Annotated in this window: 12 protein-coding genes; 4 read left to right on the forward strand and 8 right to left on the reverse strand. The window is 52.0% G+C overall.

Annotated features, from left to right (window positions below; genetic code table 11):
* Positions 1 to 31: 31 nt before the first annotated feature.
* Complete coding sequence (locus MHH82_RS25195; protein WP_340968368.1) at positions 32 to 1057, reverse strand: hypothetical protein; 1026 nt, start codon at positions 1055 to 1057, stop codon at positions 32 to 34.
* 247 nt (positions 1058 to 1304) lie between these two features.
* On the opposite strand from MHH82_RS25195, the gene MHH82_RS25200 reads away from it, so the two are divergent.
* Complete coding sequence (locus MHH82_RS25200) at positions 1305 to 1802, forward strand: DinB family protein (protein WP_036659852.1); 498 nt, start codon at positions 1305 to 1307, stop codon at positions 1800 to 1802.
* 79 nt (positions 1803 to 1881) lie between these two features.
* On the opposite strand, the gene MHH82_RS25205 is transcribed toward MHH82_RS25200, so the two are convergent.
* The 3 genes from MHH82_RS25205 to MHH82_RS25215 all read right to left on the reverse strand — a co-directional run bounded on the left by MHH82_RS25205 (position 1882) and on the right by MHH82_RS25215 (position 4956).
* A complete protein-coding gene (locus MHH82_RS25205; protein ID WP_340968370.1) occupies positions 1882 to 3087 on the reverse strand; it encodes a multidrug effflux MFS transporter in 1206 nt (401 codons plus the stop codon).
* Between the two features lie 433 nt (positions 3088 to 3520).
* Complete coding sequence (locus tag MHH82_RS25210) at positions 3521 to 4057, reverse strand: SMI1/KNR4 family protein (RefSeq protein WP_340968371.1); 537 nt, start codon at positions 4055 to 4057, stop codon at positions 3521 to 3523.
* Between the two features lie 134 nt (positions 4058 to 4191).
* Entirely contained in the window at positions 4192 to 4956 is a 765-nt protein-coding gene (locus MHH82_RS25215) for an SDR family oxidoreductase (RefSeq protein WP_340968373.1), read from the reverse strand.
* Positions 4957 to 5280: 324 nt separating this feature from the next.
* On the opposite strand from MHH82_RS25215, the gene MHH82_RS25220 reads away from it, so the two are divergent.
* Positions 5281 to 6117, forward strand: coding sequence for a YitT family protein (locus MHH82_RS25220; RefSeq protein ID WP_015737033.1), 837 nt, complete (start codon positions 5281 to 5283; stop codon positions 6115 to 6117).
* A gap of 92 nt (positions 6118 to 6209) precedes the next feature.
* Here MHH82_RS25220 and MHH82_RS25225 read toward each other — a convergent pair whose 3' ends face one another.
* The gene (locus tag MHH82_RS25225) at positions 6210 to 7097 is read right to left on the reverse strand and encodes a hypothetical protein (protein WP_340968374.1); all 888 of its coding nucleotides are present in this window, start codon (positions 7095 to 7097) and stop codon (positions 6210 to 6212) included.
* Between the two features lie 388 nt (positions 7098 to 7485).
* On the opposite strand from MHH82_RS25225, the gene gdhA reads away from it, so the two are divergent.
* The gene (gene gdhA, locus MHH82_RS25230) at positions 7486 to 8865 is read left to right on the forward strand and encodes an NADP-specific glutamate dehydrogenase (RefSeq protein ID WP_036659860.1); all 1380 of its coding nucleotides are present in this window, start codon (positions 7486 to 7488) and stop codon (positions 8863 to 8865) included.
* 49 nt (positions 8866 to 8914) lie between these two features.
* Here gdhA and MHH82_RS25235 read toward each other — a convergent pair whose 3' ends face one another.
* Together MHH82_RS25235 and MHH82_RS25240 are read right to left on the reverse strand one after the other, a co-directional pair.
* Positions 8915 to 9898 carry a diaminopimelate dehydrogenase gene (locus MHH82_RS25235; RefSeq protein WP_340968378.1) on the reverse strand — a complete coding sequence of 328 codons (984 nt, stop codon included), beginning with the start codon at positions 9896 to 9898 and terminating at the stop codon, positions 8915 to 8917.
* 147 nt (positions 9899 to 10045) lie between these two features.
* Positions 10046 to 11107 (reverse strand): suppressor of fused domain protein, encoded by a 1062-nt coding sequence (locus MHH82_RS25240; protein WP_036659861.1) that lies wholly within the window; start codon positions 11105 to 11107, stop codon positions 10046 to 10048.
* Positions 11108 to 11343: 236 nt separating this feature from the next.
* Here MHH82_RS25240 and MHH82_RS25245 point away from each other — a divergent pair, with 236 nt between their 5' ends.
* Positions 11344 to 12075, forward strand: coding sequence for a hypothetical protein (locus MHH82_RS25245; RefSeq protein WP_340968380.1), 732 nt, complete (start codon positions 11344 to 11346; stop codon positions 12073 to 12075).
* Here the strand turns inward: MHH82_RS25245 and MHH82_RS41705 are convergent.
* Positions 11999 to 12277, reverse strand: a complete 279-nt coding sequence (locus MHH82_RS41705; RefSeq protein ID WP_445661980.1) for a YdeI/OmpD-associated family protein — start codon at positions 12275 to 12277, stop codon at positions 11999 to 12001. The two genes, MHH82_RS25245 and MHH82_RS41705, sit on opposite strands and share 77 nt — an antisense overlap.
* Positions 12278 to 12308: the final 31 nt, after the last annotated feature.

The following is a 12308-nucleotide window of genomic DNA, read 5'->3' on the forward strand; positions in this document are numbered from 1 at the left end:
CATTAATTATGTTGATCTTCTGCATTCTTTCCTACATTAAAATTCCTGACAGATGCTCAAGAGCCATCGAGCGTATCCGGTTCTCCTCAGGGATATTCTCGTAGAGCAGAGACTCTTTGCCCGCTTCCGCCATCCGCTTGCGGAGAGCAGCAATTCGGCCCTTGCCGGAATCGATAAACCGGAAGTCGAGCTGACGCAGGCACTCCATTGTTGTTAAGCCGCCCAAGGCTTCCGCCTTGATCCTTGTAGAAATCTCCTTCAGCATTAGAACCTCCAACCGGTCCGCAGTCCACAGATTCCCGATCTCCTGCAAGGATTTCATGTAATCCAGTTCAAGCTGCCGAAGATTACGCATATGCGAGAAATCGCACAAGCGCTCGACTTTCGGCAGCGACAAGTGCAGAAAGGCCAGATGATCCAATGCCGCCAGGTCATCAATATTCACCAGTTTGCGGACGGAGGACAACCTCAGCATGCTTACATTCGAATCGGCCAACACGTTAAGCGAACCGTTCAATGTACAGCCGTCTAAGGCCAGATACTTCATTAAGGGCAAATCCACGACAAAATCCAGTTGATCGATGGAGCAGTTCAGGACCAGCGTATCCAGGCGAATGCAGTCGGTAATCGGCGCTAGATCATCGAATTTACCGCTGAGCTCCAGGTATTTTAGAAACTTGTAGTTGCGGATAAAATCGAGGCTTTGCGTTTTGGGCGAGCGCAGCTTAAGAAACTCCATTCGATCCATCGCACCCAGCCTAGTTAAATCCTGCCGCTGTTTCAGATCCAGATGCAAAGCAGCAACAAACTTCAATCCCCCGAGCGTCTTCAGAAATTCATCGGTATATCTTCCGTTCGCTTCTGCATGATAAATATGCAGTATCAAGTCCGGACGCTTGGAAAACACCTGCTCGTCCAGCTTCAGCAGATCTTCCGCATCGTCTGCCCCGACAACAAAACCGATGGTTGCACGGTTTCTCAGCTGTTTAACGGCACTATGCATTTTGTCCGTGCTCCAGGGAGCACCGCTCATCGATGCAGCCCACGGCTCGCTCATTTCGTTCGCCTCCATTCTTTGAACTGATCTGGGAGCCTCCACTCCGCCTTAAATCTAGTTAACATAGTACCAAAATATGGGCAAATCTTCCACTTCAACGGAAGAGAAGAAGCCGTCCTTCTTCGTGTCGACGAAGAGGACAGCTTCAATGCAATTCTAAAAACTCTACTAGATCATAAGCCAAAGAGAGCTTCCCTCCCAACCGGAAAATATAGTATGCTAAGCCATATGAGGGGAGAGGATTATTATGGTAAAACAACTGATCATCGGCGATGCAGCGCAGGAGCTGGCTCATACGCGCCGCGTTCTGGAACGCTTGCCCGAAGAGCATATGTCGTGGAAGCCGCACGAGAAATCGATGACGCTCGGCGGGTTGGCCACGCACCTGATTAACCTGCTCAACTGGCAAATCGCGATTTTTCAGTATCCGGAGTTCGATCTTTCGAGTGTGCCGCTGCGACGGGAGGCTTTGGAAAAACGAGCAGACGTTCTGGAGGAATTCGACGCGAACGTGGGCAAGTTGGAGCAGCTGCTCGCCGAATGCGACGAGAAAACGCTCGGCGACGAATGGACGCTGCGCCACGGCGACCATATCATCCTCCGCGCGCCGCGGGCGATTGCGCTCCGCACCTTCGGCTTCAGCCACATGGTTCATCATCGGGCTCAGCTAGGGGTATATCTGCGGCTTCTCGATATTCCGGTGCCGGGCATCTACGGTCCATCTGCCGACGAGGCAGCGCAATGAACTAAAACTTCCCGATCGGACAACGTCAAACAGTCGCAGGGTACCGGCATAACCGCCGGCACTCTGCGACTTGTTTAGTTTAATGCTTTTCTATTGAGCTGCTTCGTGCTTGACGGGCGAGCATCCCGCTCACGAAGACCATGACCGCGGCCAGCCCAAGAAAATACAAAGGCATGGCGACTAACGAACCGTCGTGAAGAAAGCTCATCCCGCTCGTTATCAGGCTGACGACAACGTAATAACCCAATCCGAAGATGGCCCCTGCCGTCCCGAGCACGTCTCCGTAATGGATCAGCGCCAGGCTGAGGCAGTTGGGAATGGCCATTCCGATGCCGAGCAGAATAATAAAAATACAGGATACCATCAACACCAAATCCGTCACGGTGGCTTTGATCCCGCTAAGGGCAAAGCCCGTGAAGCAAAGGGCCCCCACCGACGTAATGAACGTGCCGAGCAAGATAATGCGCTCTGCCTTGAGCCGGGTCAGCAGCCTTTTCGACAGCAGCGCGCCGAAAATCGAGGACATCGCCACAAAGATTCCGAAGAAGCCGAACGCAGCAGGTCTCATCTGAAAAAATTCAATAAAAATAAAGGGCGCCTCCGCATAATAACTGAACAAAATGCCGTTGGTCGCTCCAATAAGAAAACCGAATCCCCATACTCTGCGATCGAAGAGCAGACGCTTGACCACCGAGAACGTGTTAATCCTCGAGGCGGCCTGTACTCTGGTCTCGGGCAGGGAAATCCAGGTGTAGGTCAATACGGCTGCGCTCAATATTACCAGCGTGAAGAAAACCGCCCGGAAGCCGAGCGATTGATCTACCCATCCGCCAATCAGCGGCCCCATCGCAGGAGTAAACGCCAGCGCCGCCGAAATCTGGGCAAACACCGCATGGCGTTTGGCTCCGTCTACGGTCTCGCGCAAAATCGTTTGCGTGACGACAGAGCCCGTGCTGGCACCAAAAGCCTGTATGAACCGGCTGACCAATAACCATTCGACCGAACCCGACAGATAGCAGCCCAGGCTGCCCAACCCATAAACCAGGATGCCCCACAGCATGGCGGGGCGCCGTCCGATGGAATCGGACAGCCTCCCCCAGCAATACACGCCAAAGGCAAAGCCCAAAAAGTAAATGCTGAGCGTAAGCTGGATCGCATTATTGCTCGCCCCTAAATGATGGGCGATATCCGGTAATGAAGGCGTATATATCGTTTCGCTTATTTGCGGGAAACCCACAAGGACAATCAACAACAGCAGTGACGGTTTTGAGATTTTTCTTTGCACAGCCAAACTCCCCCTTATCGTTTCAAAAATCTCTAGTTTGCCGGCAAAGGAATTACGGGATCGGGGGTTTGCATTTGGTTAGTCTAGTAAATGAAAGCATTGAAAGTTCACCTTTTGTTTGAAAATAAGGGGGGTAGTAATCTATCTAACGAGCATTATAACAGAATCGCAGGCAAATGGGCTCCTGACTCTCCTCCCGGGGATGCGCTCTGCTATGCATCATTTCCTCTTGGAGAGCCATTCCGCCAATTCTTCCGTTTTAGATTTGCATTTAGGCACGGGGCGTTGTACTGTCTAGGCTTTTGCCTTTTGCTCCCTCGTCCGCACGAGATCCGATACGTCGTCGGCCGAACGCTAAATGCAAGAGCCCACGCGTTACGCGTGGGCTCTTGCTCCAAGGCTATACGATCCCCTGCCAGCTCTCATGATACGCTCAATACAGCTCCCAAGTCTCCGTGCATAGCGCAGGCAAAGAATCCGCAACACGCTCGCAGTCTTCATACCCCAGGTTGCCGGAATGGGCGAACAAAATCGCATATTCGCCGTTTGTCGGCGCTTCCCTCATATCGAACATATAATGGTTTCCGCTTCCATCCATCGCAAACGACACCGCACCAGGCATATACTCCGGTAGCTCGTAGGCCAGGTTCATCTCCCTCAGGTCATCCGTGTTAAAGAACTGGAAAAGACGTGCTCCCTGTTGAAATTCCCCGCCGTTGGAATACTTTAATAAATCCAAGTAGCTTGCGGGTAAGTTTCGCTGAGGCAGCTTCCAGCCTGCAGGATCCAGCGGAACATATTGATCGTAAAAGGGGGAGCTTTTGTGAAAAGGATTCACTTGCCTCCCCTTGATTTCATCCATCTCCTGCACGGAAAGCCCTGCATTCCACTCCATAACAAAACGGGCAATTTGTTCTTCGGTGGCGCCCGCGCGTATGTCGTACGCGTGCTCAAAATCGATATTCCACATCTTCGCCTGCCTCCGTCCCAATACTTCCTTCCTCGCAACTTCTTCAAACATTATAAAGGAAATACTGGAAAATGAAATCATGCCGCGGGAATCAGGTGCTTTCTATGTTCATGGATTTGCGGCAACGGCGGCGGTCACAGATGGGTTCCTCCGCTGGCATCAATGCATTGACCGGTGATCCAGCGGCTGTCCGGAGAAGCCAGAAACGCCGCGATATCCGCAATATCCGCCGGCTCCCCCCACCTTCCGAACATCGAATAGCCGGCCCCGAACCGATACGAGTCAGGATCCTGCAGCATTCCGGCATTCATGTCGGTAGCTACAAATCCGGGCAGTATCGCATTGATCGTGATTCCGCGGGATGCCAGCTGGCTCGACAAGGAGAGCGTCAGCGCATTAATGGCCCCCTTCGTCATCGTGTACGCCGGAATATTGGGCAGGGAAATCCGGGTGACCGCAGACGATAAATTGATGATGCGCCCATTGTCCCGAAGGCGGGGAAGAGCTTGCTGAATCAGGAAGAACGGCGTTTTCAGGTTAATATGCATCACTTCGTCAAAGCTCTGCTCCGTGGTTTCCTCGATGGTCTCCACCAAGCCGATCCCTGCGTTGTTAACCAGGATGTCCATTTGCGTGCTGCCCGTCCGGTCGTTCAACGCCTCATCCAGCGACTCGAACAGGGCATTTACCCCCTCCAAGGAGCGGAGGTCCGCCCCAACCGCAAAAGCCTCCCCTCCGGCCTGCGCAATCTCGCGGACCACCTCTTCCGCAGCCACCCGGTTCTTGCCGTAGTGAACGGCGACCATGGCTCCTTCCTTCGCCAATCGGTTCGCGATGGCACGTCCGATGCCCCGGCTGGAGCCCGTAACCAAAGCCGTTGTTCCATTCCATGTTTTCATGTTCTCATCATCTCCTCTTCTTCTTTCCCTTTCAGTTTTATCACAGCCCCCATTTTGAAATGTTGCGCTCCTATTCCCGTTCTCCGCTCGATTTCAAACATCATAAAAAAGCCCCTCCTGGATAGGGGGGCTGGAATGCAGGGCATTAGCGACGACCTGCAAACTTATGAAAATTAAAAATCATTTACATTCCATGTGAAGATTATTATAATGAGTATATCAAAAGAGCTGCGCAACCTATGTTTGCATAAAGCGATTAAAGGATGAGTTTTTCCTTTAATCGCTTTTTTTGTGAGCTTGTTGAAAGTCATGGAGGTATATCGTATGAAAAAAAGAGCGTTTGATATGATCATGCTGCTCATCGGGGCATTTATTTTTGCGCTGGCGGTCAATTTATTCGTCATTCCCAACGATTTTGGCGAAGGCGGTGTGACCGGGATATCGATCATTCTGTTTTATGTGCTGCAATGGTCGCCGGCGTTGGTCGGCATTGTGATTAACGGGATATTGCTGATGATTGGCTACAAGCTGCTGGATAAAAAAACGACGGTATATACCATCATTGCCGTCGCCTTTCATTCCCTGTTCCTGCACTTGACGGAGAATTGGCGCATCGCATCGGATGAGCCGGTAATCAACGCCATTTTCGCCGGACTGTTCGCCGGCGTCGGGATCGGACTCATCGTCCGGGTGGGCGGAACGACGGCAGGCACGGTGATACTGGCTCGTCTGGCCAATAAATATTGGGATTGGAATATCAGTTATGCCCTGCTGTTCTTTGACCTGATCGTGGCCGGACTGTCCGTCTTCGTGATCGGAATCGAGAAGGTGATGTTCACCGTGGTCATCCTCTACATCGGCACCAAGGCAATGGAATTCATCATTGAGGGCTTGAATCCCAAAAAAGCCGTTACCATCATCTCGACACATCATGACCGCATTGCCATTCGGGTGACGGAGATTATGGACCGTGGGGTGACCGTGCTCCGGGGGTACGGATATTACACCGGTCAGACCAAAGACGTGCTCTACATCGTCATCAGCAAACAGGAAGTGTCCATGCTCAAAAAAATCGTCCGTGCCGAGGATAAAAACGCCTTTGTTACCATCCACGACGTACGTGACGTGTTCGGGGAAGGATTTATTGATATTTCGAAGTAAAGCCGAACTTATCGTTAGATAAAAAAAGATCGAAACCATCGCTAAAGGCGGGCTTCGATCTTTTTTCGTAATAACTCGGCTCCATCGAAGGATCAGGGGGACATATATCTTCCATATTCCAGCCCGAGATCCGTAATCGCATCGTCCGATACGGACAGAAGCGAAACATTCTCACCTTCCGCGCCCATCCACTGCACGCCCAACACAAGACCAAGCTCCGATTCTGCCGCAAACAGAAACGAGAACATGTCCGGCCGCACCTCTCCTTGGTCATCCACTCTCCACGTCGAGCTCGGATCGTACTTCGCCGGATAATCGTAATACAGCCAGCCGCTCTCGCGTTTCAGCGCCAAGCTGGCCAGCATATCGTCACCTTCTCTGACGAACTGCACCAGATAGAGGGACTCTCCCTCCGGAAGCTGAATAAGCGGCCATGCCTGCTCTACCGCTCTCCCCTTGCTGTCCTTGATCTCCTGCAGTACTTGTCCATCGGCCTGCTCCGGCTTGGCCGGCTGGATGGTCAACAGCGCCTCTTTCGGAACATGGTGCTTTGGAATGATGAAGTACGTTGCATTCGGGGCGGCCGTCCCCTCCGTCACCTCGTACAGCTGCCCGGCCTGATGGCTGAAATTCTGCGAAGTTTGCCTGCCGTTATCTTCTTCCGTCGCTTGCTGCTCACCCGCATATTGGACCGGAAGCGGCTCGCCGCCCTGGCCGATGGCAATCAGCGAGGCTTCTTCATCCTGAATCGCGGCATCCGGATTAACGAGCAGCCTATGCCCCGTTTCGTCGGAAAATGCAAAGGTCCCTTCCTGTAAGGCAGCCACATTCCGGATCACCAAGGGTTGGTCCTCCTTTACGTCAGGGGCCGGCTCCAAGCTCGAAACGGGCGGGGGTTCGACCTTCCTATTCTCCGAATCGGCGCATGCGGTCAAGGTACAAATGGCTGTCATGAACAGCACTGCCCATATCTTTTTCATGCCTTCAGCTCCTGTAATAAGATTCCAACTCTTCCATAACCTCAGACGAATAAATGGCCGGAAAAGTTGATGTCAAAGTTCCTTTTATTTGTATTTTTCCATGACAAAATCGGATGATTTTTTGCATTTTCGCTACATAAAACACGGGATAATGGCTGATTAACTTACACCTAATGACAGGTTCATAGAAATATTTAATGAGTTTGCAAAAAACATTTTATTGGTAATACGAGGCAAGATTCTATAAAATTCTTTTTAACTTAAAAATGCTGAGTGCAAACTTTTAATGGTTTTGTACAAATGGTTTAAGACGGACGTCCCTTTCCTGCAACACCAATGATTTTTCTCGCAATTCTACTTTAACGATTTGAAGGAGTGCATCGCAAAAGTGACTACGAATATTTCTGTAACTTCACCCCTTACTGCCGCGCAAGAATATGTGGAATCCATCTATAACCAAGTTGTAGCCCGCGATCCGCATGAGTCCGAGTTTCACCAAGCCGTCCGGGAATTTGTGGATTCCCTCGTCCCTGTGTTAGCCCAGCACCCGAAATATCGGGAACACGGCATTCTGGAGCGCCTTGTCGAGCCGGAGCGCATGGTCACCTTCCGCGTACCTTGGGTGGATGATCAAGGCAAAACGCAAGTCAACCGCGGATTCCGCGTTCAGTTTAACAGCGCACTTGGTCCGTACAAAGGCGGCATCCGGTTCCATCCGTCGGTTTATGCCGGCATCGTCAAATTCCTCGGGTTTGAGCAAATCTTTAAAAACTCGCTCACCGGCCAGCCCATCGGCGGCGGCAAGGGCGGTTCGGACTTCGATCCGAAAGGCAAATCCGATCAGGAAGTCATGCGGTTTACCCAGAGCTTCATGACCGAGCTGTACCGTCATATCGGACCTGATTCCGATGTGCCTGCCGGCGATATCGGCGTGGGCGCTCGCGAGATCGGTTATATGTTCGGTCAATACAAACGCATCCGCGGAGGGCATGAGGCCGGCGTGCTGACAGGCAAAGGCGTCATTTATGGCGGAAGCCTGGCACGTACGGAAGCAACCGGTTACGGCTGCGTCTACTTCGTACAGGAGATGCTGGCTGCGAAGGGCCTTAGCTTCCAGGACAGCCGCGTCGTGGTGTCCGGTTCGGGCAACGTCTCCATCTACGCCATCGAAAAGGCACAGCAGCTCGGTGCGCACGTCATCGCTTGCAGCGACTCTAACGGATATCTGTATGATCCGGAAGGAATTAACCTTGAAACCGTCAAGCTGCTCAAGGAGCGGGATCGTCTTCGGATCAGCGAATATGTGAAAATTCATCCGCATGCCGTATACACCGAAGGCTGCACGGGAATCTGGACGCTTCCATGCGATATCGCACTCCCTTGCGCCACGCAGAATGAGCTCGACGCCGACGCTGCGAAAACCCTCATCTCGAATGGAGTGAAGGCCATCGGGGAAGGAGCGAACATGCCTTCCACGTTGGAGGCGATCGAGCTGTTCATCAGCAAGGGCGTATTGTTTGGGCCGGCTAAAGCCGCCAATGCAGGCGGAGTTGCCGTATCGGCTCTCGAGATGAGCCAAAACAGCATGAGAATGTCATGGACGTTTGAAGAGGTGGATGCGAAGCTCCATCAAATCATGAAGAACATTTACAACAGTGCGGTAGATGCTGCCGAAGAGTATGGCGTAGCCGGCAATCTTGTGGCCGGTGCCAACATCGCAGGCTTTATCAAAGTGGCCGATGCCATGATCGCGCAAGGAATCGTATAAAATACACAAAAAAAAGCCCTGCCGCATATGCGGCAGGGCTTTTTGCAGCTTATAGGAGCTCGCTGCGGAGCTGTTCGGCCGATTTTGGCGACAAGTACCCGAGCGGAATGTCAAACACCGTCTTGGCGCCCTGCTGTCCCTCTCTGCTCAAGCGATGCGCAGCTCTTGCATAAGACACGAGCACGCTTGCCGTAAATTCAGGGTTGCTGTCCAGCTTCAGGCCAAATTCAACAATTTGCTTGCTTCCGTTTCCGGTAACCCCGCTGCGGATGACAAATCCGCCGTGAGGCATCCCGGCATGCTCAGCCTCAAGCTCTTCTTGCGTAATTAAGGTAACGGTTGTATCGTAATCGGAGAAATAGTTCGGCATCGACACAATCGTCTGACGGATTTGCTCTTGGTCCGCGCCTTCTTCCGCAACGACGAAACAATCTCTCCGGTGCTTCTCGCGAGTGGCAAGCTCCGGTGTCTCGCCGGAACGGATCTGGTTAATAACCTCTTCTACAGGAACCGTGTATTGAACGCCTGCTTTCACTCCGGGTACGCGACGGATCGCATCGGAGTGGCCTTGGCTTACGCCTTTGCCCCAGAACGTATAATCTTTACCTTCCGGCAAAATCGCTTCGGCAAGCAGACGGTTCATGGAGAACAAGCCCGGATCCCAGCCTGTCGAGATGACGCTGATATGGCCGCCGCCCATCGCCGCTTTGTTGACCTCCTGGAAAAACTCAGGAATTTTTGCGTGCGTGTCAAAGCTGTCTACCGTATTGAACATGCTGGCAAGCTGTGGCGTTTGCTCCGGCAAATCGGTAGCCGAACCGCCGCACAGAATCATCACGTCAATCTTCCCGATATATTGCTCTGCCACTGAAATATGCTCGAAACGCGCACCGGAATTGGCCGGCATTTGCTGCGGGTCTCTGCGCGTGAAGATGGCTACCAGCTCCAAATCCGGATTTTGCCCGATGGCTTTCTGCACGCCCTTGCCCAAGTTTCCATAACCTACGATCCCTACTTTAATAGTTGCGTTCAATGTTATCCTCCCTTTGTCAGTCCATTTGCTTTGACATGATGTTTATGTACTGCTTTAAAGTATAAGTATATAGACATCACACTAATTGTAAACTATTTTATATGAAGAGGAAATTGTTTCTAGCTGCGTCATTCATATTTTCACCTGCTACCCGATAACTTGAACAACGTTTCCTTCCTGATCCTTGATTTCCGTCTTCACGATTTCAATTCGGATTCCAGGTAAACCGGAAAGCTCGAAGGTGCTGACCTGCGGAACCAAACGGCTTGAGAATTCACCCGCCGTCCGATCGTCCAGGATCAACGTAACGTCTCCATCCTCCGCGGTCCAGCGGCTCTCGTTCCCCGGCTCAAATACGACCCGAACCTCCGGACCTACAAGGCTCAAGCTCTTCTCCTTCAGAATTCTCCCCTGCAGCAGCTTGCCTATGATGCCCGCCTGTTTGGCGCCGATTTGGAGCGCAGCCGGGGTTTTGCTTAACCAGCCTTTTTTTCCCGGTTCAAAAGCCAGCTGGCTCACGTAGAGAAATCCGGTGTTCGAGCCTTCCTCCTTCATTCCTCTATCCACGGTTTCCGAGATCGAAGGTATCTTAAGAAACGAATCCCGATTCAAATCCGTTATGTAAAGCGGCATATGTTCTGCACAGGCTTGCAGCACGCCAAGCGTATTCCAGGTCTGCATCGCCTCAAGCTCTTCCCGGGTAATGCCGATCATCTGCAGGAATTCGACCCGCCCATTCGGCGTATCCATGGCCGGCAGCTCGGGATCCTCGATAAAGGCGAGCGCGGTCAGCTGCGTATCGGCACCCAGGCAGATCGGTCCATTGGCATCCAAATAATCGCCCGAGCGAAAAATATTCCCGCTGTTAAACACGTATCTCCCCATATTCTGAAGCAGATTTAGCGCCCACGCCGGCGGCTCTTCCTCATCCTCCGGCTTAGTCAGCCTGAACGTCAATTCGAAGCCGTAACCGCTCTCCTCCAGATGATCCGATTCTTTATCATACAGCTCGCTAAAACCATAGGTAACCATATGCCAATGCGACATTGGCGTATCCGAGACATAAGCGCTGATTCCATTCAGCGGATCGGGTCCTCCAAGCGCATACGGAATCAACGCTCCGTAATGCTTCGGCTCCTGCTCTCCATATAACTTCAGCAGGGCATCGTCAATCGCGTCCCAGCCGGGTGCGTTATCTTCGTGTGTCATATCTGTTCCCTCCCGTTATCGTTTCCATCCTAAACTTCACCCTATCCGCCCCCGTTTAATCATATCCCCTTCCATTAGGCGGCGCATTCAACAATTACCGATAATACAAGCAAGGAAGCTTCAGGACGATAGCCCAGCATCCTCCTTCACTTCATTATATAGGACATATTGGGGAATGAAGAAGTTTCCAGAGAAGTGTATAATAGTACCATATCAACAAAGGAGCCTACATGTTCATGAAAAAACGAACGGCATTATCAGTAACCTTAACGCTCACCGCTTCGCTTACAGTCTCTTCTCTGGCCCTGCAGCCGGCATCTGCCGACGCGGCCTCCGCCAAGGAATGGATACAAATTTCCGAACGGACGTCCTATTACGGCGAAGCGGCTGACGGCCAGCCTAACGGACGCGGCACCATCAAGTGGGGCAACGGCAAACAATATTCCGGCGATTTCATGGACGGGAAGCGTGCCGGGAGCGGTAAATACATTAACGAATACCAATTGGACGGCGAAGCGCATAAGGTGGTGTACAGCGGACGCTGGAACCATGACAAAATGGATGGCGAAGGCATCCTGACCCATAAGGTGACATTGCCGGACGGGTCCGTCCGATGGAACCAGATCCAGAAAGGGATATTCAAGGCAGGCGTCTTCCAAAGCGGATACGATGTCATTCATGCCGTGGCCGATCCCGATTACAGCTTTACCTACAAAAAGGGCAAGGAAATGCTCGTGATTATGGGCACCAATCAAAACATGAAGAAAAACTGGGCGAGCGGAACGATGTTCAGCGCTCAATACAAGAATGGTTCCGTCAACCATCAATACTCGATCTTCCCGGCCAATTCGGCGGCCGAGCAGCGTCAGAACGACGCCGCGCTCCGATATTTCAAGAGCATTCAAACCAAGATTGCTCCGCATCTGCAGCAATTCGAAGCATTGTCCAAGCAGGTTCCGTTAAAATAACCGCCATAAAAAGAACCCGGTATTGCCAAGGCAGAACCGGGTTCTTTGATTTGACCGGAAGGAATTCACCGTCTTTCTGCGCACGTCCCTCGTTCAGCATCGTTATCGTCTTATCGATTCGCCGCTGATGCGTCTCCATCGTCTTGGCGCCTTCAATCGACAGTGCTAAGCGGCGCTGGTTGGCTGTAGGGCAAACGATCAAAGAATTGTCGGGCCGCCGGATTCAGCTCACT

It is taken from the genome of Bacillus sp. FSL K6-6540 (genome assembly GCF_038007545.1).

Excerpts from the sequence above, each read along its gene's own strand:
- MHH82_RS25195 (WP_340968368.1), bottom strand. The coding sequence starts at position 1,057 with ATGAGCGAGCCGTGGGCTGCATCGATGAGCGGTGCTCCCTGGAGCACG.
- MHH82_RS25200 (WP_036659852.1), top strand. The coding sequence starts at position 1,305 with ATGGTAAAACAACTGATCATCGGCGATGCAGCGCAGGAGCTGGCTCAT.
- MHH82_RS25210 (WP_340968371.1), bottom strand. The coding sequence starts at position 4,057 with ATGTGGAATATCGATTTTGAGCACGCGTACGACATACGCGCGGGCGCC.
- MHH82_RS25215 (WP_340968373.1), bottom strand. The coding sequence starts at position 4,956 with ATGAAAACATGGAATGGAACAACGGCTTTGGTTACGGGCTCCAGCCGG.
- MHH82_RS25220 (WP_015737033.1), top strand. The coding sequence starts at position 5,281 with ATGAAAAAAAGAGCGTTTGATATGATCATGCTGCTCATCGGGGCATTT.
- MHH82_RS25225 (WP_340968374.1), bottom strand. The coding sequence starts at position 7,097 with ATGAAAAAGATATGGGCAGTGCTGTTCATGACAGCCATTTGTACCTTG.
- MHH82_RS25240 (WP_036659861.1), bottom strand. The coding sequence starts at position 11,107 with ATGACACACGAAGATAACGCACCCGGCTGGGACGCGATTGACGATGCC.
- MHH82_RS25245 (WP_340968380.1), top strand. The coding sequence starts at position 11,344 with ATGAAAAAACGAACGGCATTATCAGTAACCTTAACGCTCACCGCTTCG.